The sequence below is a fragment of the Bhargavaea sp. CC-171006 genome (assembly GCF_009761675.1).
Classification (GTDB): domain Bacteria; phylum Bacillota; class Bacilli; order Bacillales_A; family Planococcaceae; genus Bhargavaea; species Bhargavaea changchunensis.
On record NZ_QUZH01000031.1, the window covers coordinates 31,017 to 52,559 of the forward strand.

A 21,543-nucleotide genomic window follows, 5' to 3' on the forward strand; every position below is an offset into this window, starting at 1 on the left:
TCAAGTGTAATAAATCTGGCATCTTGTGTCAATGACATTGAAAATCATTATCAATATAATATTGACAGTCTTCTCTGTGGTTTGTATGATAGGGTTGTTAATTGATAATGCTTTTCATTTACGAGGAGGAAACAAGGGATGTCTTTTAATAAAAGGTTCTGGTTGATAAGCATTTTGCTGTCCGTGCTTGTGCTCGGAGCATGCGGTGGAAACACCGATAAAAAAGAGGAGTCCGGAGGGAAAGAGTCCGGAGGAAACAGTTACACCGTTGAGCATGCAATGGGAACGACTGAAATCCCGGATACGCCGAAGCGAGTCGTCATTCTGACCAATGAAGGAACGGAATCACTGCTCTCAATGGGTGTAAAGCCGGTGGGTGCTGTGAAGTCATGGGTTGGAGAACCTTGGTATGATCACATCTCTGATGAGATGGAAGGCGTGGAAGTCGTCGGTGAGGAGAGCCAAGTCAATGTTGAGGCAATTGCCAAACTTAAGCCGGATCTCATCATCGGGAATAAGATGCGTCAGGAGGATATCTATCCTCAGTTGGAGAAAATCGCTCCGACAGTGTTTGCCGAGACACTGCGCGGGGATTGGAAGGAGAACTTCAAACTTTATGCTGAAGCCCTCAACAAACAGGAAGAGGGGGAAAAGGTCCTTGCCGATTTTGATGCGCGCATCGGTGAACTGAAAGAAAAATATGCGGATCAACTGGATACGGAGATTTCGCTTGTCCGCTTCATGGCGGGGGATGTCCGGATTTATCATAAGGATACCTTTGCTGGTGTGATTTTAGAGCAAATCGGATTTAGCCGACCGGAAAGCCAGAATGTGGATGACTTTGCAGAGAAAAATGTTTCTGAAGAACGCATCCCGGCAATGGACGGGGACCTCATCTTCTATTTCACCTATGAAACGGGTGACGGAGAAGCACAGGCTTTGGAAGACGAGTGGTTGAACAAGCCTTTATTCAAGAACCTCGAGGCTGTTCAGGCAGGAAATATTTATAAAGTCAACGACTCGATATGGAACACTGCCGGCGGTGTGATCGCAGCGAACCTGATGCTTGATGACTTGGATGAGATCATGGAACAGCATCAGTAAAAGTATTTAGAAATACATGACAATGTAAAAGAGCCCCTGGAAACGATATGCGTTTCCAGGGGCTCTTGATGCTACTGGTTCACTTGGACAGTTTCACTCTCTGCAGCCTCAAAGCGTTCAGAACAACCGACACGGAGCTGAAAGCCATCGCGGCGCCTGCGACCCAGGGGGCGAGGAGGCCTGCCGCGGCAATCGGGATGCCGGCGCTGTTGTAGGCGAATGCCCAGAACAGGTTCTCTTTGATGTTGCGCATGGTTTTACGGCTCATCAGGATGGCGTCGGCGATGCTGTTCAGGTCTCCGCGGATGAGCGTGATATCGGCGGCTTCCATCGCAACGTCCGTGCCTGTGCCGATCGCCATGCCGACGTCGGCGGTGGCAAGGGCAGGGGCGTCGTTGATGCCGTCGCCGACCATGGCGACTTTCTTGCCTTGTTTTTGAAGTTTCTCGACTTCCTTCGCTTTGCCTTCCGGAAGCACTTCGGCGATGACGGCATCGACACCGACTTCTTTTCCGATCGTTTGTGCCGTCCGTTCATTGTCTCCCGTCATCATGATGACGGTGATGCCCATGTCTTTCAGGCGTTTGATGGCTTCGGCAGACGTGTCCTTGATCGTGTCCGCGACGGCGACCATTCCGGCGTATTGGCCGTTGATGCCTGCAATCATTGCCGTTTTGCCTTGGCGTTCCAGTTTTTCCATGACAGGAAGGACGGTCTGCACGTCTATGCCGTATTCCTGCATCAGTTTGCGTGTGCCGATGATGATCCCTTGCCCGTCGACGGTTGCGATGACGCCATGGCCCGGCACCGCTTCGAAGAATTGAACATTGCCGAGTGGGATTCCCTTATCCGTGACGCCCTGGACGATGGCTTCAGCCAATGGGTGCTCGGACTGCTTTTCGGCCGCGCCGACCAGCGCGAGGAATGCCGCTTCATCTTGGCCGTCCGCAACGCGGACATCGGTCAGTACCGGCTTTCCGTGCGTGACCGTACCGGTCTTATCGACGACTACCGTGTCGAGCGCCTGTGTCTGCTCGAGATGTTCGCCGCCCTTGAACAGGATTCCATATTCCGCTGCCCGGCCGGAGCCCGCCATGATGGAGGTCGGGGTCGCAAGGCCGAGGGCACAAGGGCAGGCGATGACGAGGATGGCGATGAGCACTTCCAGTGCCGGTGTGAATTCACCCGGCTGGATGAAGAAGAACCAGACGAGAAATGCCAGGACAGCGATCCCGACGACGATCGGGACGAAGATGCCCGAGATCTTATCCGCCATTCTCTGGATCGGTGCCTTCGAGCCCTGTGCATCTTCGACCACTTTGATGATTTGGGCAAGTGCAGTGTCCCGTCCGATCTTGGTCGCGGTCATCTTGATGAACCCGTTTTTATTGATGGTGGATCCGAAGAGCGCATCGCCGGCCTGCTTGTCGACCGGAAGGCTTTCGCCGGAAAGCATCGATTCGTCCACCGCGGTGTTCCCTTCAAGCATTTCACCATCGACCGGGATCTTTTCGCCCGGTTTCACGAGGATGGTGTCCCCGGCAAGGACTTCATCCAGCGGAATCTCTTTTTCCGTTCCGTCTCTCAGGACGGTCGCCGTTTTGGCTTGGAGGCCCATCAGTTTCTTGATGGCCTCGGAAGAGCGTCCCTTGGCTTTCGCTTCAAAGAGTTTCCCGAGGACGATGAGCGTGATCAGCACCGCACTTGTCTCAAAGTACAGGTGGGGCGCATGGCCGGTTCCTGCAGTCGCGATTGCCTGATAGACACTGTAGAAGTAGGCGGCAGAGGTACCCATCGCGACGAGAACGTCCATGTTCGCGCTGCCGTTGCGGAGGGCTTTATAGGCGCCCTCATAGAACTGTTTCCCGATGATGAACTGGACGGGAGTCGCGAGCGCCATCTGCACCCACGGATTCATCAGGATCTCCGGCACGTACATAAATGAAGTGAAGGAGAAGTGCGCAAACATCGTCCAGAGCAGCGGCAGGGAAAGGATCAGGGAAGCGAAGAACTTGCCCTGCTGGTCTTTGATGTGCTGTTCCCGGTAGTCGGCAGGCTCCTGGCCGTCCTGCTTCTGATGTGCACCGTAGCCGAGTTTTTCAACCTTCCCGATGAGGTCACGGACCGATACTTCAGAAGGATTGTATTCGATTGTCGCTTTTTCAAGGGCCAGGTTGACGTTGGCCGCGGTCACGCCGTCCGTCTTGGACAGGCCTTTTTCGATCCGTGTCGCACACGCGGCACACGTCATTCCCGTGATTTCAAATTCTGCTTTCTGTTTTACCACTCCGTACCCGAGCGCTTCGATTTTCTCTTGAAAGTCAACTTCGCTTAATTTGGACGGATTGTACATGATCGAGGATTTCTCAAGGGCCAGGTTGACGGACGCCTGCTCCACCCCCTCCATCTTGTTCAGCCCTTTCTCGATCCGGGTTGCGCAAGACGCGCAAGTCATCCCTGTGATTTGGATGCTTGCTTCTTTGGCTGACACAGTCATTTTCATTCCACCTTCCTCATACCGCATGGGGGTATGTTTTGGCAAAAAAGAATTAGGCTACTTCATAACCCTGATCTTCAATGGCTTCTTGGATTTCTGAGAGGGATACCGCTGATTCGTCGTAAGAGAGGGACAGCTGGGCTTTCTGAAGGTCCACCTTTACATGACGGACTCCTTGGAGTTCACCGACACTTCCTTCAATGGCATTTACACAGTGTCCGCAAGACATGCCACGGACATCAAGAGTGATTTCTTTCATTTGTTTTCCTCCTATAATGAGAAAATTCATCACCGGCTGACAGCAATGGTTTACGTTTGTAGTCTTTCTAACTTCAGTCTACATTTGTAAACGAATAGTGTCAAGAGTCTGGCTTAAATACTTGCAGGGGGTATATGAAAGGCGAAAAAGTTGTCCTATTACTGCACCGTAATAAGACAGGGTGAAACTCAGTGATGATGCACGTTGCAATGACATTGCCCCGGGACGCAATTGCAGGGAACCACATCCACAGCAACTTTCTTTTTCGCCTCTAGCACTTCCTGGAGAAGGGCAATGTCCTGATGGCTTAATGTGGCCTCTGACAGAACTTCCGCGATTGTCTTTCCGACTTCCTTATTGCACACATGGCTGAAAAAGTCGCCCAGCGAATGGCGGACAAACTTGTTTTCACTAACTTTCGCCGAGTACAGGTAACGTCTGCCTTCCGTCTGGGTATCCAGCATGCCTTTGGTGACTAGCCTGCCGATGAAGGTTTTGGTCGTGCCGGGCTTCCATCCCATTTTCTGCTCAAGGACGTTGATGATCTCCTTGCTGGATACTTGGCCGTGTGCCCAGACAACACGCATGACCTCCCATTCGGAGTCGGTGACTTTGAAATCTGTTTCAGTACCCATCCGGCAATCCTCCCTTCCCATCCGTTTTAGTGTTGATTAAAGTTTACGTTTGTAAACGATTCGTGTCAAGGACAGACGCCTAAACGTGCAGAGGTAATTGTTCACCTGGATGCGGTAAAGATTCGCCGGTCCCCGGTAAAATCCTGATGTTGGGGTAAAGATACTCAAGAGATGAAGGATCGGACGGGAGGACGGCATCATGAAAGTCGGTTATGCCTGCATCAATACGACATTAAAAGGCGGTTTCCGCACGTGCCGGGTGGCGACGGCGGAAAAGGAGGGCGAGCGGGTGCTCAAAGAGCTGACGCTCGCAAATCTGCGCCATACAAAGAAAATCATCGGGTGGAACATCGTCCACGGCACCGGATTTTACCGTCTGAGCAGCGACCTGATCGTGCTCGCGACGCACCCGGTGAACACGTGGGACTGGGCGAATGACCCCGACGTGCAGGAAATCTGCGGGGAAATCAAAGCCCTCCGTGATAAATTCAATCTACGGATCTCGATGCATCCTGGCCAGTACTCGGTGCTGAACTCGCCTAACCCCGGGGTCGTCAGGAAGACGCACGAGGATCTTGAGCACCACGCAACCCTCATGGAACTGACCGGGGCGGAGGATATGATCCTCCATCTCGGCGGCAAATATGGCGACCCGGAGGCAGCGCTCGGGCGGCTGATTGACGAGACGGAGCGGCTCCCGGAGTGGATTCGCACGAAACTGAGATATGAAAATGACGACCGTACATATAATCTGGCGGACGTGCTATATGTATGTGAAGCGGCCGGCATCCCGGCCTGCTTCGACATCCACCACCACCGCTGCCATCCGGCGGACGAACCGCTGGACGAACTGCTTCCCCGTGTCTGGAAGACGTGGGAGCCGGTCGGCACCCCTAAAGTCCACATCAGCTCGGGCCGCGACCGACCTGATGACCGCCCGCATCATAACTACATCGTTCCCGAAGACCTGGACTGGCTGCTTGCCGAGCTGGACGGGCAGGACGTCGACATCATGGTCGAGGCGAAGATGAAGGAACAGGCCGCGCTCGGCGTGATTGAGATGCTGAAGGAGCGGGGGATCGAGGTGGATCAGCCGTAAGCAGAGAGAGGGTCCTCGGCGTCTGGCAGCTTAGTGTACTTTCAAGAGCCGGTTGTGTACTTTCGGGGACGCTTGTGTACTTTCGCGGTCCGTTAGTGTACTTTCAGCAAAATAGTCGATCAGGAAAGGGACCATCGTTGGCGATGGTCCTTTTTGCATCGCCTTTCATGAAGTGGTCCAGGGACCTCAGGAATCGTATGATAGACGTAAACATATGCGAAGGGGGGATCCATATGAGCGGTTACGAGCGTTTTTACGACAAAGTCGGTAAGGTGAATGGATGGGATTTTGGTGATGTGAAGGTTTTATCCGAAGGCGTGGAATGGGACTTTGTTCAAGAGGTGAAAAGCAGGTGCAACAGCAGTGAGGTGCTGTTGGATATCGGCACTGGCGGCGGGAAAAATCTGTTGAAGCTTTCACCTTCACTGCTTTTTGCAATTGGAATTGACTTATCCAAAGAAATGATTCAAACAGCCGAATCAAACCTTCGGAATTCAGCTGTGTCCAACATCAGGTTCTTTCAAATGCCTGCTGAAAAGCTGCAATTCCCGGATGGATTTTTTGATCTGGTTACCAGCCGCCACGCTCCATTCTCTTCAAAGGAAGTATTTCGAGCTCTAAAAACCGGTGGATTGTTTATGACACAGCAAGTGAGTGAATCTGATAAATTGAATATCAAAAAGGCGTTTGGCAGAGGGCAATCGTTAAATCATGAAGATGGCGCATTGAAAAAAAGGTACATACAAGAATTGCATGAAGCCGGCTTCTCACATGTTCAGGCACTTGAATATGATGCGACGGAATACTATGAGCGGCCGGAAGATCTCCTTTTCTTATTGAAGCATACCCCCATCGTTCCGGACTTCGGGCGCGATCAGAAAGACTTCAACACCTTGAATGATTTTATCGAAAAAAATCGGACTGACAAGGGAATCCGGACAAACTCCAAAAGGTTTTTGATCATTGGGGGAAAATGAAAAAACGACCTGCAATGGGTCGTTTTTTGGTGAAGATGTATTAGAAGAAGCCCGTACAGCGGACTCTACTGGGCAAACTTCATCGATTGCCAAAATCCCCGGAGAATTTCCTCACGACGGCCTGTACTTCCTCCAGCCGTTCCGGCTTGATGAGGCCGATCATCTTCGGAACGAACTCCTGGATCTCCTGCTGAGAAAACGTGCCCTCATCCTGCTTCCGGAAATTCTCCTTCAGGATCGCTCTTGCTTCGTCCTCTTTGCCATCCTGCACCCGCTCCAGGATGAAACTCAGGAACTTTTCCTGGCCCTGCTTGTCCATGTCACTCGCCTCCAAGGGAAAAATGAATTGTACTGTAATGATAACACGGGACGCGGACTGTTGACGTCCATGATGTGGATTCAACGGGAGCTTAAAACTTGTCTTCACTGGCCGGGTCGTCCCGCTTAAATAAACGAAATAGAAATGTAAATAGTGCGAGGAGCGCAGTGATTCCGGTAGAAATAAGGATGCCGATATCCCGGTAGCGCCAGTACATTCCGACCACTAGTACAGCTATCAAGACGGAATCCAGGAATTTAAAGGCCTTGTGGTCAAAGACAGTATCGAGGTCTTTTGCAATCGTCTTGTTTAGAATCTCCCGGATAGTGCCAAGGGCGAGGAACACAAGTATGGCTTCCCACTCTGATGTACGTTCGAACACCGAAACAATCGCGGTGACTGCTGACAGATAAAAGAGCAGCTCGAAGGTGATTTTCCATTGGTTGGCGGTGATGATCATGGCTCTTCTATCCTGCAGACACATATCATCTGTCCGCTTTCCGCTTCAAAAGGGCGCCCGCTCCAGTCACCGTACATGGTCTCCAGCCGGAAGCCTTGCTGCCGGAGGAGCCGCTCCAGTTCGAGCGGATAGGTGTAGCGGAGCGAGATGGCATCCTGGCCGAGCGGTGCGCCGTCTTCGGTGAACTTCTCCGTCGTGCAATGAAGGATCTGTGTGACGGGGTCATAGGTCTCGGTGTGAACCTCTCGGATCCGACGACCGCCGGCTTCCGCATCCACTTCATAACGGTCCGGTACGGCGAGTTCCGATGGCACGGGATTTCGCGTATCGAAGATGAACCGGCCGCCCGGCTCGAGATGCCGCCGGACGCTTTCCATCATCCGGTCTTGGTCCTCATTCGTCAGGAAGTGCTGGAACGAGTTGCCCGCCATGACAATGAGCTGAGAGGAAACAGGAAGGTCGAGCGACCGGCAGTCCTGCTGGAGGAAGCGGACGGGCAGTCCTTGTTCCGCCGCTTTCTCCCGGGCACGTTCAAGCATTCCCTCATGCAGGTCGACGCCGGTCACTTCATACCCGACTTCTGCGAGTGGCAGCGTGATCCGCCCCGTACCGCAGGCAAGGTCGATGACTACCGAGCCGGCGGGGGGCAGGTGCCCGAGAATGAACCGGACATCTGCGTCGTACCCACCGTATTCCCTGTCATATTGGAGCGGGTCATTATAGATCTCCAGGTTATCCGTTGTCTTCATAAGAGTGCCTCCCCCTATTGTTCCCTTTCCATTTTCGCAATGCAATTTTCGTATTTCATTTTCACCAGTAAGGTCCCGCAAGCCTTTCCGGTGTCATTATAAATTTCTTTGCCGACTTTGAGCTCTACGCTGCGGTCGGAATCGGGATAGCCCGGCTCTTCATACGTGACGGAAAGGAGGCCTTCATCCGTCCATTGGACATCAAAGCGGCTGTTGGCTTCCGCGTAGTAGACCGTCTTCGGTTTGCCGCCATCTCCCGTAACATCCACCCAGACCGTGACACCGCCGGCCGCTCCTCCGTACGGACGATAATAGGCGCTTGCGGTGTATCGGCCGGAAGGGGAATCGAGCGGCTCCATGTAGGATTCTCCTCCGCTGCGGTCGAACGGGTGGAATTGCGTTTCATAAATCGAAAGACCGATGGCGACTGCCGCCAGTCCCAGAAATGCGGCGAGCATCCCTTTTGGAGCCTGCTTTTGCGCAAGCAGCCGGACCAGCAGCAAGATGCCGGCCAGAGCGGCACAAAGTACAAATAGTGAAATCAGCAGAAAACTCCCCATCTTTATCCCCCAAATCCCCCTGTTATTTCCACTATACTGTAAAATCAGAGTTTGATGTAGAGGGAATTGAAATCATTCTGACAAAAGCCCCCCCGCCGAATCGCTTCATCGCAATCCGGCGGGGGCTTTGCAACTTTCTGGGCTAGGTTAGTCAAGGGCCTTCCTGAACACGTAACTGACCCGGTCATACTCCATCTTTTCTTCATAGAAACGGTGTGCATCCTCACGCTGCAGGCCCGAAGACAGGGCGACGCTTGTGTAGCTGTTCTCCTTCGCCCAGCCGTGAACGTAATCCAGCAGCTTTTGACCGTATCCGCCGGAGCGGCGGTTCTGATCGGTGACCAGGTCGCACACCCAGACGAATCTGCCGTAGTAGAGCGTGATCATCGGTTTAAAGCCGATCACCGAAATAATTTCATTGCCGTCCTGAAGGGCCAGAATCCTGTAGCTGTCCTTTTCCTTTGCTTCTTTCACAAGTTCAAGGTAGGTGGTTTCATCAAGATGCGTCCGCAATTGCTTCATGACCGGAAATGCGGCCAACAGCTCACTGGTTGACTCAAGTTCTTTAATGATCAGTGTGTCCATGTCTACATCCCCCTTGGTGGTCTTCATTTCTTTTATGCACTTTCCGCCTCAAAGTATCCGGCTTTCTTCCGGTCAAATACCGAAACGGACAGGATGCCCGCGAGCACAATCGCTAGCAGGGCGAAGCCGATCGCCGCCCCCTGAACGCTGAACCATTCCGCCAGCATGCCAAGCAGAAGGGTGAAGAGAATCTGCAGGACGTTCTGGAAGATGGCCGCCAGACTGCCGACGCGTCCCATGAGAGCGGTCGGCACGTTGCGCTGATAGAACGTGTCGTATCCGGCATTGCTGAACGCCATGAAGATGCCGAGCAGGACAAAGGCGGCCATCGCGGTATAAAAGCCGGCCGAGCTGTAGAATGCCGCATACGCCACCATTGTCAGCACGGTCCCGAATCCGAGGTAGGCCTGCAGAGACAGCTTTTTCGCAAATGCGGCAGATAGCGACGCCCCAATGAGCGACCCGGCTCCCGCAATGCTCACGAGCAGCCCGTACTTCTGGTCGCCGAGAGCCAGGTCCTGCTTGATGAACGTCACTTCCTGTGAGTCCAGGGCAAACGCCAGCATGAGCGCGGTCTGGAAGATCAAGTAGATGCGGAAGAAGAACGGCTCCGACCGGATAAATCGGGCGACTTCGCCGAAATCATCACGCAGCATCTGCCAACCAAACCGTCCGGATGGGGCACCCGTTTCTTTTGGTACCGGCAGAAGCGCGATGGCGGCAGCGCAGACGAAGAACGTCGCGCTGTTCAGGAAAACCGTCCAAGTCGTCCCGACAGTCATGATCAGCACACCCGCAAGCGCCGGACCAACGAGGAACGCTCCGGAATTCATCATCCCCATGAACGAATTAAACCGCTTGCGTTCATGGTCCGGGACAAGCTTCGTGATGACGAATGTTGAACTCGGACCGAAAAACGTACCGGTCGCGTTTGTCAGGAAGACCAGCAGATAGACCACCCAGATCGACCCGGCGAATGGCATCATGAAGACAAGCACGCCCCTGATGATGTCGGAGGCGATCATGAGCCGCTTCTTGTCGGAGCGGTCAATCACCGAGCCGGCGAACAAACTCATGACTACCCGGGCGGAAGGGCCGATGACATAAAGAAGCGCGACGGCCGCTGCCGAACCGGTCATGTTAAACACGAGCAGATTCAGCGCGATCAAATAAATCCAGTTGCCGAACTGGGACACCCCGATGCCCCCGATCAGCAATCCGTACAGCGTACTCCTCCTCATCCGCATCCCCCCGGAAAAACGTGTTAACCCAACTATACTGCAAGGACAGAAGGATAAGGAAAGGGAATTGTTGCAATTTTTATACATTGGATAGCTTCCGAATGTGAAATCTGGGTGGCCGAATATGCAAACTGCGGCTCCAACAAGCAGACTCGCGGTCCTAACGTGCAATCTCAAGCACCGAACGTGCAAACTCGCCCGTCAGCCCAAAAGCGTGCTGCTGCCCGACCAGGGTGCAGCACGTTTCTTGTGTGAAGAAAAAGTTTTTCGAATTCCAATCATTATTTATTGATATTCGATATACATTTATCTATAATCGAGAAGAATCAACGGGAAGAGGTGTGCTTGATGAAGAGGGGATCTACATTGTTCCTGAGGCTCACTTTGATTGTGATGGGCCTGCCGGTGCTTGCGGTCGTCCTCCAGCTTGGCTTCGAAGTATCGCTTGCGCTGATCCGCGGGGAAGCACTGCCGTTTGCTGACTGGGGACTATTCGCCGTTTTGGCCGGATCGGCAGTACCTTATTTCATGGCACTGCGTGAGACTTGGCGGCTGTTGGTCATGATCGACCACGGGGAGGCGTTCTCGGAGCCGTCTATCCTTGCATTAAGGAAGATCCGGCGCTGTGCCGCGATCGTCGGCGTCATGTTTGCATTCGGTCTGCCTGTGTTTGCTGCCCTCGCACGAATAGAAGACGCTCCTGGCCTCGTCGTCATCGGCATGGGCATCGTCGGGATTTCAGTCGTAATCGCCGTTTTCTCGGCGGTGCTCGGGCATCTTCTGAAACAGGCCATCTCCATCCGTGCGGAAAATGAATTCATTGTCTGATCCATCAATTAAGAAACGAGGTGCACGATATGAAAAAAGGTTCTACGTTACTTCTGAGGCTTGCAGTCATCGTAATGGGCATCCCGGTGCTCCTGATTGCGGTACTGATCCTTCCGAAGATTGTCCTGGAAGCAATGGGGTATATCGGCGAAGGGATGCAACTGCCTTCGATTGTCCTCGGCCTGATGGCCATCATGTACATTTCGGCCATCCCGTTTTACATGGCTCTTTACCAGGCATTGAAGCTCCTAGGCTACATCGACCGCAACGAGGCGTTCTCGGAGCTGTCGGTCACGTCGCTCAAGATAATCCGCAACTGTGCCGTCACGATCAGTGCACTGTATGTGGCCGCGCTTCCGCTCATCTTCATGATCGCCGAATGGGATGACGCCCCGGGCCTCGCCCTGATCGGCCTGGTCATCGTCGGCGCGTCGCTCGTGATCGCCGTCTTCGCCGCGGTGCTCCAGCGGCTGCTGAAACAGGCGATCGACATCAAACAAGAAAACGAACTGACGGTCTGAGGAGGGAGTCAAATGCCAATCATTATTAATCTCGACGTCATGCTCGCCAAGCGCAAAATGAGCGTCACCGAACTCTCCGAAAAAGTCGGCGTCACGATGGCCAACCTGTCCATCCTGAAAAACGGAAAGGCCAAGGCCGTCCGCTTCTCGACGCTTGAAGGCATCTGCAAAGCGCTCGACTGTCAGCCGGGGGACATTCTGGAGTATAGGGAAGAGGAGTAAAAGCGGGCGTATTTGTCGCATAGTGTACTTTCGGGCACGGATGGTGTACTTTCAAGGACTCTTGGTGTACTTTCGCGGACCTTTAATGTACTTTCGTGAGACGATTGTGTACTTTCACCACATATAGAGGAATCATGAGGAAAGGGACCATCCATCGCGGATGGTCCTTTTGGTAACTCAATTTATTAGCGAGTTATAAATAAAATCAGGAAATACAGGACCTTTTTGGTATAATCTATCTGTATGCCGTTGTATTACTTCGTGTAGCTAAGCCTGGGGGGGGTTAGATGAAAAAAGGTATTAAAATCGTTATTAACATAAGCTTTGTGTGTTATTTAGTTGCGTTGGCCGTTTTGCTGTTCTTAAGTTCCAGAGGCTTTTTATGGTCCGGTTTAACGTGGATGGAATACATCAGAAACTCCTCGAATTTTGTACCGTTTAAAACTATAAGTACATATGTTACAAGGTTTTTCGATGGCAGCATGAATAGGGATATTCCTATAAAAAATCTCTTCGGTAACTTACTGCTGTTCTTGCCAATGGGAATCTATCTGCCTTACTACATAACAAAGATAAATAAAATAAGAGATTTAGCGATTGCGATGAGCGTCATTTTAATTTTGATTGAAGTGGTGCAAGTGGTTACTAGAAGAGGAAGCTTTGATATTGATGATTTCATTCTTAACATGCTTGGTGCTTTGATGGGATTTGGGATCTGGAAAACTAAGATTATACAGAAGCTGTTGAGGCAGAACCTTCAGGGTCAGGTTAATGAAAATTTTTAAGGAACGGACTTGTGTATTCTCATGGCCTCTCAGTGAAGCCTAATATAAACAATAATAAACAGGAGCGTACGCGCATGATCCCTTTCTTTGAATACAACTGGCAGGTAAGAGACGAGTGGTTTGCCTGGTGCAGGCAGCTGCCTGAAGAAGAGCTGGTCAGGTCCAGAACCGGAGGCGTGGGCAGTATCTTGAAGACGCTATTTCATATCATTGACGTCGAATACAGCTGGATCCGGGGAATTCAGGACAAGGAAGATATCGTGTTCGACTTTGCCGACTTCGATACGCTTGAGAAAGTACAATCCCTTTCTGCCCGATGCAGAAATGAGGTCGTAGAGTTTCTGAAGGTTAAAGGAGAGGGGCGGAATGAGGAAGTGGTACGTGTCCCGTGGGAGGATGAGGTGTACACAGTGGATGAGGTGTTGCATCACCTCATCGCACATGAAATCCACCACATCGGACAGCTCTCGGTCTGGGCGAGAGAACTTGATCTCACTCCTGTCCCCGCACATTATGTGGGACGTTCATTAAAGCCGCTCTTCTCTTATTAAAAGAAATACAGCAAGAAGGGACCATCGATTGCCGATGGTCCCTTTTTCATGCGATTAAGGTTGAATGACGAAACTGCGGCCACGAATGACGAAATCGGCGTCACGAATGACGAAACCGGAGCCGCGAATGACGAAACCGCCGCCGCGAATGACGAAACCGCCGCCCCTGACTTAAGACGGTTCTCCCGGCAACTGCTCCCGTCCGGACCTCCCCGGAAACTCGATCACCTGCGCAGAAGCAGGCCGCTCGTACAGGCTCATCAGCTCCACCGGTGTCTTCCTCAAGCGGTAGCTCATCTTCACGCGGTCCCACTCCGCCCCGAACTTGATTTCGTATTCATCCCGGAGCGCGCGCATCATGAATTCCAGATACGTCATGTCGTTCCGGTTTTCCCTTGAATACACCTTCTCCGGTGTGATGATCCGGATGCCCCGGGCCATCATCAGGCCCATCATCGTGTCCCAGTCGAACTTGATTCCTAGTCCAAATGAATGGATGTGCCGCGTAACGATGGCATCGAATTCGCCCATGTCGGCCCACCTCAGCAGTTCCATCGCGGCTTCGTTCCGCTTGTAGCTGCTGGCTTCGTAAAAAAGATCATAGTCACAGCGCCCCTCGACCACCCGCAAGAGGAGCTCTTCATTGTCGTCGGCAGATGCATGGAGCGGCGCGCGGCCCCAGTAGGTCGAACGGACATATACGGCAGCTTTTCGGATCGGCGGCAGTTGGATGGTCATAGCGGATCTCCTCCAATAGATTCTGAGATGAACCTAGTGTGGGAGATTCGGCGGGGGATTATACACCCATACGGCTAACTGATTTCGTACATTTCGCGCGAAAATAATCGGAACGTTGGTACAACACGCAGTACACTAGACCGCCAAATCGGCTACGACTTGGCGGTCTTTTTCGATGTGCAATGTATGGATTTTCCTGCATATGGTAAAATGGCGGAAAGGAAGGGCGAAGTGGGGGATTCAGTTGGTCAGGTTTATTGCTGCCATAGCATCATCGGTCATCTTAACGGCATTGCTGAGCTCGCTCCTATACACACCGAAAGATGAGCTCGAGCATGGGGTTTATCATTTCGGGTGGACCGAGTTATTTATCATTAACGTCATGTATATCGCTCCGATTTATTTAACCTTGGGGATTGGCGTGTCGTGGACAGCAGCCCAATACACTCGCAGCAAGTTTAAGAAACTGCAGGCCTATGTACTCAGCGGAGCCGGTAACGCAGGGTTGATCGCAATTTTGGCAATGCAGGATGACTTCGTTCTTCCAGCGCTCCTACTTTCCATCTTAATTGGAACTGTCGTTGCGCTGGTTTATTGGATTGTCGAGGTAGTGTTGGAACGGCTCTTTAAGAACAAGCGACACGTGCATCAGGCTCGGGCATAGCCGGTCCGGAGAAGTGATTGGGGAGGGGGAAGGTTGGATGGACGCTGATCGCAGGTATACCTTCTTCGGTATAGGTTTGTTGGTGTATGGGACCATTGTAAACTTGCTGTTCGGGCCTGGCCCATTTGTGCCTTCCATATGGTCTTTTATAACCGTAGCCATTGTAGGGGTGATGGTTGATGTTGTGAGATTCCTCTTTAGAAAAATCAAATCGATAAAGAAAAAGAATTCTTGACCCGAATAAGACGACTACGCAACCATCTTCTTCTGTATATCATAGGAGTCATTCTACGATGCATGATCTTTCCTGAAAAAAAGAAACACGTTAAAGGCGCCAAACAGGATGGTTAAGGTGAATAAAGGTACATGGAAATTTCTCGGGTCAACGGTGAAATAGGCAATGACCAATCCGATTAGGTAGATCCAATAGCCAATGTTAAAAAGCCTTTTCTTTTGGCGAGACAACCTCATTCCCCCTTATAAGTTGGAGAAGCCTTTTTGTTTGAGAGATCATGAATTCTTTTCGTATTCGTGTTTCCTCCACATACAATATTCGTAGAAAAACTGAATCGACGGGAGGGTGAGAAGGAAAAGACCAAACAGTATATTGGGTTCCTCTTTCCATTCGATCAAATAATAGCCTGCAATTAAGATTAGGATGAAGAATGGAAAGAGGGAAAGGGTCCGGATCATTTTCCTTCTGTGAGTTAATTTCGCGTAAAAGAACTCACGGCCTCGATCCACTTTTTCCGTCCCTAAATACATACGATAACAGGGCGGATAAGAGAATCCCGGCGGCAAGAATAATCACCAGATACGTCGTACTCACTTTGTCCTTCCTTCACGTCAAACTGTCTGCCCATCGTAACATATTTATCCATATGACAAATTGATTTTCTGGAAATTTATATGGGTTTTATGAATAATGGTAAAGTGTATGTGAGGGTGGCGGCATGAAAAAGGAGTTCAAGATTTTCTATTGGGAGCTGGATGCCAAAGGAAAGTTCATCCGATCGCTTTGGAGTGGCTTTTTAGCTCTGCTATTTCTGTACTGGGCTGTTTGGTTTGCGCCTGAACATCCTTCGTTTGACAATATATTTTTTGAAGAGTGGGTTCCACTTTTATTTACGCTGCTTTACTTCGCAGACTTAGTATATAAGTACAGAAAGTGGAAAAAAGAATCATAAAGCAAGTTCTAACGTCCAATTTACCAGCACTCGCATTTAGGGGAGTACATAAAAATGGGGATGTAGCTATGTGGATCATATTAGGGGTTCTCGCGATAGCCGCAACGATTACGAATCTTTATTTGTACAAAGCAGGGAAGGATTATAAGCTTGCCATGGCGATGGGGTTATCGCTCACGGCTTTAACCCATTGTGCAGAATACAGCCTGGTATCCGGCTGGGTGAAAGCTGAAGATTGGGCAGCTCTAATGGATGTCGTGCCTGGCATGGAACGGGCATTATGGGTATTGACCGTCGCCTCGATCTTGATTAATAGCGCACCGATTCTTTTGGAGCTAAAAGGTAAAAAATGATTGCTCAATGTTTGAGAAACTGAGTGGCGGCGCCGAGGAGGATGAAACGGGGGTGTTGGTATCAAGAAAGATATTAAGATTGGCTACGGGGAACTGAATGCCAAAGGAAAGTTCATCCGAACGCTTTGGGGTGGCCCTTTAATTCTGGCGTTTTTGTACTGGGCAGTTGCAGAGGCGGAAGGCCATCCGGATTTTGATAATGTGTACTTTAGGTTCTGGATACCACTTATTGCTACTCTGGCCACTCTCGGTGACATCGTGTATGAGTATCTAAAGTGGAAAAAAGATGAGAAAACTAATCAATAAGGCCCCGGAATTGGAACACGCCGGAAAAGCCTGGAAACGGATTTGTTCTGTGACTTCCCCAGCAGGGAAAACGACCGCGGATTCCGGCGGTTTCGTCATTCGGGCACTCAGTTTCATCATTCAACGCCCCGATCTCGTCATTCGTCCTTTTCCGGACCGCGAATGACGAAATCATCGCCTACTGCCGATTACATGCAGCATCACCCTTGTCCGACAATATTTTTCTGAACGTGAAAGCCTGCCGATCCTTCATGATCTCGGCAGGCTTTCAGGTTTCTTATCTACCCCTTGGCCTTCAGCACGTTCAACGCCATGTCCAGGTCCAGCTCGAGGTACCAGGCGACCTGATACAGTTCCTCCTTGTCCATGAAGTTGGGCAACATCGGCCTCCCGTCTTTCCTGAGACGTTTCACTACCAGACAAACTCAAGAAGAAAAGCCTTCGAATCCCGAAGACTTTTCCTTGTTTCATCCACCGGCCAGGTCAGATAGAATGGGGAGGGGTTTTACAAGGAGGACAACATGGAAACTGATTTAATACTCATCATCAAAATGATCGTGATCGGGCTCGTCCAGGGATTCACCGAACCGATCCCGGTTTCGTCCAGCGGACACGTCATGGTGGCGAGCGAACTGCTCGGGCTCGGGGAGCAGGGGTTCACATTCGCGATCCTGACCAATACCGCTTCGTTGCTTGCGATCCTGTTTATCTACCGTCAGGACATCGCAAGGCTGACGATCAACTCATGGCACTATTTGAAGACGAAAAATGAACGATACAAAAGCGACTTCCGCTTCGTCTGCTTTATCGTCATCGGAACCATCCCGGCAGGGGCCCTCGGCTTTTTGCTGAGCGACTATATCGCGGAGAACGTCAGCATGACGACGATCGCGATCATGCTATTCGTCACGGGGATCGCCCTGTGGCTGATCCGTAATATGAAAGGCGCCAAGGGCGAAAGCGACATCACGACGAAAGATGCCATCCTCGTCGGTCTGGGACAGGCCGTTGCGCTGACACCGGGCATCAGCCGATCCGGCGCGACGATCATTTCGGCAATCGCCGTCGGCATGAAGCAGGAGACTGCCCTGCGGTTCTCGTTCATGCTCTACATCCCCGTGAGTCTCGGCGGCCTGGTACTCGGTGTGAGCGACTTTGTGGACGAACCGAACAAAGCGGACCTGATGATCCCTTACCTCGCCGCATTTGTCGCCACCCTGTTCATGACCTACTTTGCCCTGAAATGGTTCATGGGCGTCATGAAAAGCGGGAAGCTCGTGTACTTTACATACTATTGCTTCATCGCCGGTATTCTGCTGCTGATCTTTTTCTGACTGGGAATAACAATAAACAAAAGAGAAGTCCCTTCGGATGCCGACAACTGGCGTCTCGAAGGGACTTCCTTCATTAATGGAATTTACTTCTTCTCCATCACCGCAAAATAGTTGTCTTCATTGTCGGCAAAGTTAAACACCCTGCCCGACGGCATCTCCACGATTTCCCCGATAGTCGTCTTCTCTTTTAAATCACGATGTAGTTGATCGAAATTGTCCGTGAAGAACATCAAGGAAGGCGTGCCCAGGTTCAAGCCGGGTGACATCTTCGAAACGAATTCCTTGTCGTGAAGGATGATGCTGGTTTCCGCGTCTTTGGTTGGCGCAATTTCAATCCATCGCAGGCCCTGCTGATTGTTCTCTTCATTGATCACGGCAAACCCCAATTGTTCCGTCCAGAATTTCACGGCCTCGTCCTGGTCATTGACATACAGCATAATCTGGCCGACTTTACTGATCATTCATCGTTCACCCCTTATCGGAAGGATGGTGTTGCTGATTACACCATTTCTTTGGCCGGAAGTGAAAGTCCTTCATCCATAGTTGGATGAAAGAAAATCTTTCACACTGAGAGGGCTTCGCCCACTCGGAGGCGAACATAAAACCTGGTAAGGGGTGTAATTGGCGCAACGTTGATCATTAGGTTTCATGTCGAACAAGAACCATTCAGGATGAGGAAGGGGAATGCAAATTGGGGAGACCGATTCACTTTGAAATTCACGTCGATGACATGGAGCGCGCGAAGAAGTTTTACGGGGAAGTATTCGGCTGGACGTTCGAAGACTGGAGCGAATACGCCGGCATGCCGTACTTCGGGGCTGTGACCGGGGACAAGGACGAAATGGGCATTAACGGCGCCCTCATGCAGCGCCAAGGCCCGCCACCGGAGTCCGGGCAGCCGCTCAACGGATTCGCCTGCACAATGGGTGTCGAAGACTACGACACCACGGATGAGAAGATCCTCGCAAACGGCGGCACTGTCGCTCTCGCAAAGCACGCTCTCCCCGGCATGGCCTGGCAGGGCTACTACACCGATCCGGAAGGCAACCTCTTCGGAATCCATCAGCCGGATGAGAATGCCAAGTAAAACGAAACCGCCGAGGGAATCGGCGGTTTTTCAAGTTGTTGAAATGGTTGGTAGACAGCAAACCAATAGGAACGAATGTCATGAGTACAGAAGGTGAGGAACATGGAGCAAGTCACTTTTTTCGAGAACAATTTTGAACATGCGAAAGAAGCATTTTTGTCAAACAAGAAAATAATAAGCGGACAGCTGCCATTTGCTGATATCCAACATGTAGGAAGTTCAGCCATACCCAATTGTCTGACTAAAGGCGATCTGGACATTCAGGTGCGTGTTACAAGGGAACAATTTCCGACTGCAGTAAAATCACTTGATGCGTTATATGAGATTAATGAAGGCAGCTCAAAAACGGATTATTTCAGAGCATTTCAAGACGACTCAGCCATTCCTCCTTTGGGAATCCAATTAACTGTTATCGATTCTGAAGTAGATTTCTTTTGGAAGTTCAGAGAGGTTCTACTGAAAAATAATAAATATTTGAAGGAATATGATGAGCTAAAGAAAAGTCATGAAGGAAACGATATGGATAAGTACAGAGAAGCGAAGAGCGGTTTTTTTATAAAGCTCATGGAGACATCCGAATACAAAAAACTATGATCGAGCCCATCAGCAGAAGAGTATACGATACCGCCGAAGCATTCGGCGGTTTTTTTATTCTGGCTTAATCAGATGTTTAACAAAAGTTTATACCCAGTTAACAATGTATCAACAGACCTTACCTACACTAGAGCGAGAAGAGATGCCAAATCATGGAGGGACGGTGAAATTGGGAGCAAGCCTGCGCAACACTACATACATAGGAAAGAGGGTCTTATCATGAAGTGGAAATCGCTGGCCGGCATCATCGCCATTGCCTGTGCAGTCGTTCTGATGACAACCAGCCTCATCAGCCCTTCGGTAGAGGGGAAGACGAACGAGAACAAAAAGCTGCAATTCAACGCTGACGGCAACTATAAGATTGTTCAGTTCAACGATATCCAGGATGACGAGGAGATTGATCCACGGACGATCGAACTGATGAATACGGTGCTGGATGCGGAAAAACCGGATCTGGCCATTCTGAACGGCGATATGATGAACGGGGACATCGACACGGAAGAAGAGGTCAAACAGGCTATAGATAATATCGCCAAACCGATGGAAGACCGGGGCGTCCACTGGGCCGTGACTTTCGGAAACCACGATGAAGACCACACATCGAAGACCGGCATGACCGAAGCAGATATGCTGGATGTCTACATGTCGTATGAACACAACGTGAACAAACCGGGTCCTAACGGAGTCACCGGAACCGGCAATGCATCGATTGAGATCAAGAACTCCAAGAACACGGCGGCGGCATTCAACGTCTGGCTGTTCGACAGCGGCCGCTATGCGCCGGATCAGATCGAAGGACAGGACTTCAAAGGCTACCAGACATGGGACTGGCTTCGCCACGACCAAGTCCAGTGGTACTACGAGACTTCTGAAAAGCTGGAACAGACAACAGGACACAAAGTCCCGTCACTCGCATTCATGCACATCCCGCTCCCGGAGTTTGAGTATATGTGGTACGCCAGCCCGTTTGAACGGACAGAAGAAGCCCATCAGAAAGCGGTCGACAAGCATGACATCGTCGGAGAAAAGAACGAATGCGTCTGCACCGGACCATTCAACAGCGGCATGTTCGCCGCCATGCTGGAGCGCGGCGACGTGCAAGGCGTCTTCTCCGGCCATGACCACATCAACACCTTTGTCGGCGACTACTATGGCATCAAGCTCGGCTATGCAGGTAGCGCCGGATTCGGTTCCTACGGCCTTGGTGGCGAGGAAAACGACCGCCTCCGCGGCGCACGCGTCTTTAACCTCGATGAAAACGCAGAAGGGGTCCTCGTCGACACCAAGATGGTCTTCGCGAGAGACTTTGGAATCGAATAATCGGGATATGGAAAAACCGCCGGAACCCCGGCGGTTTCAGACTGTAGACAAAACGGACCTAGAGGAAATCTCTCTAGGTCCGTTTAGTAATTTTATTGGAAATTTATCGTGGTTTTCTCCTTAAATCCCCTTGGAATGACCGGCCGTCAGGCCGGTTCGGGTGACTCCCAGGTCCAGCAGGCCAACCTCTTCAGATTCAGGGCAGCAAAAGTAAGCATCGCCTGCATGGACATTTTTGCCCTTCCACGAAGGGTTGTCCAACGCATGCCACACTTCTCCTTGGCATCTCCGAAACCGCGTTCTACGGTCTCTTTCCGCCTTGCATAGATTTCTTTGTTTTCTGGGGTGAGCCGAATGGCCTCTGCCTGATCGAGGTAGTCCTGCCAGATATGCCGGGTGATGACTTTTACATGATTCTTGCTTTGAGTGCATTGAGCAAGCAGCGGACAACCTGCACATTTGGCCCCGTTCGATTTGTACTCCCGGTAGCCCTGCTTATTGGTGGTCGAATACCGGAGTTCCTGTCCGTTCGGACAGATATAGGCATTCCTTTCGGAATCGTAGTGGA

The 21,543-nt window shown here is 51.1% G+C and carries 28 protein-coding genes; 16 read left to right on the top strand and 12 right to left on the bottom strand.

What is annotated here, in order from left to right:
- The first annotated feature begins 138 nt into the window (after positions 1–138).
- A complete protein-coding gene (locus tag DZC51_RS14425; RefSeq protein ID WP_157297075.1) occupies positions 139–1,104 on the top strand; it encodes an ABC transporter substrate-binding protein in 966 nt (321 codons plus the stop codon).
- A 79-nt stretch (positions 1,105–1,183) separates the two neighbouring features.
- Here DZC51_RS14425 and DZC51_RS14430 read toward each other — a convergent pair whose 3' ends face one another.
- The 3 genes from DZC51_RS14430 to DZC51_RS14440 form a co-directional block, all read right to left on the bottom strand.
- Positions 1,184–3,601, bottom strand: coding sequence for a heavy metal translocating P-type ATPase (locus tag DZC51_RS14430; protein ID WP_157297135.1), 2,418 nt, complete (start codon positions 3,599–3,601; stop codon positions 1,184–1,186).
- A gap of 52 nt (positions 3,602–3,653) precedes the next feature.
- On the bottom strand, positions 3,654–3,860 hold the full coding sequence (gene copZ, locus DZC51_RS14435) for a copper chaperone CopZ (protein ID WP_157297077.1): 207 nt from the start codon (positions 3,858–3,860) through the stop codon (positions 3,654–3,656).
- 188 nt (positions 3,861–4,048) lie between these two features.
- Complete coding sequence (locus DZC51_RS14440) at positions 4,049–4,495, bottom strand: CopY/TcrY family copper transport repressor (RefSeq protein ID WP_157297079.1); 447 nt, start codon at positions 4,493–4,495, stop codon at positions 4,049–4,051.
- Positions 4,496–4,694: 199 nt separating this feature from the next.
- On the opposite strand from DZC51_RS14440, the gene uvsE reads away from it, so the two are divergent.
- Together uvsE and DZC51_RS14450 are read left to right on the top strand one after the other, a co-directional pair.
- Positions 4,695–5,594: a UV DNA damage repair endonuclease UvsE gene (gene uvsE / locus DZC51_RS14445; RefSeq protein ID WP_157297081.1), complete on the top strand. Its 900-nt coding sequence runs from the start codon at positions 4,695–4,697 to the stop codon at positions 5,592–5,594.
- A gap of 227 nt (positions 5,595–5,821) precedes the next feature.
- Positions 5,822–6,571 (top strand): class I SAM-dependent methyltransferase, encoded by a 750-nt coding sequence (locus DZC51_RS14450; RefSeq protein WP_370513700.1) that lies wholly within the window; start codon positions 5,822–5,824, stop codon positions 6,569–6,571.
- A gap of 79 nt (positions 6,572–6,650) precedes the next feature.
- Here DZC51_RS14450 and DZC51_RS14455 read toward each other — a convergent pair whose 3' ends face one another.
- The 6 genes from DZC51_RS14455 to DZC51_RS14480 all read right to left on the bottom strand — a co-directional run bounded on the left by DZC51_RS14455 (position 6,651) and on the right by DZC51_RS14480 (position 10,485).
- The gene (locus DZC51_RS14455) at positions 6,651–6,890 is read right to left on the bottom strand and encodes a hypothetical protein (RefSeq protein ID WP_157297085.1); all 240 of its coding nucleotides are present in this window, start codon (positions 6,888–6,890) and stop codon (positions 6,651–6,653) included.
- Positions 6,891–6,981: 91 nt separating this feature from the next.
- On the bottom strand, positions 6,982–7,350 hold the full coding sequence (locus tag DZC51_RS14460) for a hypothetical protein (RefSeq protein WP_157297087.1): 369 nt from the start codon (positions 7,348–7,350) through the stop codon (positions 6,982–6,984).
- A complete protein-coding gene (locus DZC51_RS14465; RefSeq protein WP_157297089.1) occupies positions 7,347–8,099 on the bottom strand; it encodes a class I SAM-dependent methyltransferase in 753 nt (250 codons plus the stop codon). The genes DZC51_RS14460 and DZC51_RS14465 overlap by 4 nt, the downstream gene beginning before the upstream one ends.
- A gap of 14 nt (positions 8,100–8,113) precedes the next feature.
- Entirely contained in the window at positions 8,114–8,659 is a 546-nt protein-coding gene (locus DZC51_RS14470) for a DUF5412 family protein (RefSeq protein WP_157297091.1), read from the bottom strand.
- Between the two features lie 147 nt (positions 8,660–8,806).
- On the bottom strand, positions 8,807–9,244 hold the full coding sequence (locus DZC51_RS14475) for a GNAT family N-acetyltransferase (protein ID WP_157297093.1): 438 nt from the start codon (positions 9,242–9,244) through the stop codon (positions 8,807–8,809).
- A 32-nt stretch (positions 9,245–9,276) separates the two neighbouring features.
- Complete coding sequence (locus tag DZC51_RS14480) at positions 9,277–10,485, bottom strand: MFS transporter (RefSeq protein ID WP_157297095.1); 1,209 nt, start codon at positions 10,483–10,485, stop codon at positions 9,277–9,279.
- Positions 10,486–10,833: 348 nt separating this feature from the next.
- Here DZC51_RS14480 and DZC51_RS14485 point away from each other — a divergent pair, with 348 nt between their 5' ends.
- From DZC51_RS14485 to DZC51_RS14505, 5 genes are all read left to right on the top strand, one after another.
- Positions 10,834–11,313, top strand: coding sequence for a DUF2975 domain-containing protein (locus DZC51_RS14485; protein ID WP_157297096.1), 480 nt, complete (start codon positions 10,834–10,836; stop codon positions 11,311–11,313).
- A gap of 29 nt (positions 11,314–11,342) precedes the next feature.
- On the top strand, positions 11,343–11,834 hold the full coding sequence (locus DZC51_RS14490; protein ID WP_157297098.1) for a DUF2975 domain-containing protein: 492 nt from the start codon (positions 11,343–11,345) through the stop codon (positions 11,832–11,834).
- Between the two features lie 12 nt (positions 11,835–11,846).
- Positions 11,847–12,056, top strand: coding sequence for a helix-turn-helix domain-containing protein (locus DZC51_RS14495; RefSeq protein ID WP_157297100.1), 210 nt, complete (start codon positions 11,847–11,849; stop codon positions 12,054–12,056).
- A 287-nt stretch (positions 12,057–12,343) separates the two neighbouring features.
- Positions 12,344–12,841 (top strand): VanZ family protein, encoded by a 498-nt coding sequence (locus tag DZC51_RS14500; protein WP_157297101.1) that lies wholly within the window; start codon positions 12,344–12,346, stop codon positions 12,839–12,841.
- Positions 12,842–12,915: 74 nt separating this feature from the next.
- On the top strand, positions 12,916–13,392 hold the full coding sequence (locus DZC51_RS14505) for a DinB family protein (RefSeq protein ID WP_157297103.1): 477 nt from the start codon (positions 12,916–12,918) through the stop codon (positions 13,390–13,392).
- 171 nt (positions 13,393–13,563) lie between these two features.
- Here DZC51_RS14505 and DZC51_RS14510 read toward each other — a convergent pair whose 3' ends face one another.
- Positions 13,564–14,130: a recombinase family protein gene (locus DZC51_RS14510; RefSeq protein ID WP_157297105.1), complete on the bottom strand. Its 567-nt coding sequence runs from the start codon at positions 14,128–14,130 to the stop codon at positions 13,564–13,566.
- A 175-nt stretch (positions 14,131–14,305) separates the two neighbouring features.
- Between DZC51_RS14510 and DZC51_RS14515 the strand changes: the two genes are divergently transcribed.
- The 5 genes from DZC51_RS14515 (at position 14,306) to DZC51_RS14535 (ending at position 17,974) form a co-directional block, all read left to right on the top strand.
- Positions 14,306–14,794 (top strand): hypothetical protein, encoded by a 489-nt coding sequence (locus tag DZC51_RS14515; RefSeq protein ID WP_198304131.1) that lies wholly within the window; start codon positions 14,306–14,308, stop codon positions 14,792–14,794.
- Between the two features lie 37 nt (positions 14,795–14,831).
- Positions 14,832–15,029, top strand: coding sequence for a hypothetical protein (locus DZC51_RS14520; protein WP_157297109.1), 198 nt, complete (start codon positions 14,832–14,834; stop codon positions 15,027–15,029).
- Positions 15,030–15,747: 718 nt separating this feature from the next.
- Positions 15,748–15,981, top strand: coding sequence for a hypothetical protein (locus DZC51_RS14525; protein ID WP_157297117.1), 234 nt, complete (start codon positions 15,748–15,750; stop codon positions 15,979–15,981).
- Positions 15,982–16,049: 68 nt separating this feature from the next.
- Entirely contained in the window at positions 16,050–16,334 is a 285-nt protein-coding gene (locus DZC51_RS14530; RefSeq protein ID WP_157297119.1) for a hypothetical protein, read from the top strand.
- 827 nt (positions 16,335–17,161) lie between these two features.
- Positions 17,162–17,974: an undecaprenyl-diphosphate phosphatase gene (locus DZC51_RS14535; protein ID WP_157297121.1), complete on the top strand. Its 813-nt coding sequence runs from the start codon at positions 17,162–17,164 to the stop codon at positions 17,972–17,974.
- A gap of 83 nt (positions 17,975–18,057) precedes the next feature.
- Here DZC51_RS14535 and DZC51_RS14540 read toward each other — a convergent pair whose 3' ends face one another.
- Entirely contained in the window at positions 18,058–18,435 is a 378-nt protein-coding gene (locus DZC51_RS14540) for a VOC family protein (RefSeq protein WP_157297122.1), read from the bottom strand.
- 230 nt (positions 18,436–18,665) lie between these two features.
- Between DZC51_RS14540 and DZC51_RS14545 the strand changes: the two genes are divergently transcribed.
- The 3 genes from DZC51_RS14545 to DZC51_RS14555 all read left to right on the top strand — a co-directional run bounded on the left by DZC51_RS14545 (position 18,666) and on the right by DZC51_RS14555 (position 20,975).
- Entirely contained in the window at positions 18,666–19,061 is a 396-nt protein-coding gene (locus DZC51_RS14545; RefSeq protein WP_157297124.1) for a VOC family protein, read from the top strand.
- 102 nt (positions 19,062–19,163) lie between these two features.
- Positions 19,164–19,655 carry a GrpB family protein gene (locus DZC51_RS14550; RefSeq protein WP_157297126.1) on the top strand — a complete coding sequence of 164 codons (492 nt, stop codon included), beginning with the start codon at positions 19,164–19,166 and terminating at the stop codon, positions 19,653–19,655.
- Between the two features lie 219 nt (positions 19,656–19,874).
- Positions 19,875–20,975, top strand: coding sequence for a metallophosphoesterase family protein (locus tag DZC51_RS14555; protein WP_157297128.1), 1,101 nt, complete (start codon positions 19,875–19,877; stop codon positions 20,973–20,975).
- Positions 20,976–21,121: 146 nt separating this feature from the next.
- Here the strand turns inward: DZC51_RS14555 and DZC51_RS14560 are convergent.
- Positions 21,122–21,543, bottom strand: a 422-nt coding sequence (locus DZC51_RS14560) for a transposase (RefSeq protein ID WP_157296289.1), incomplete at its 5' end; no start/stop codon positions are given.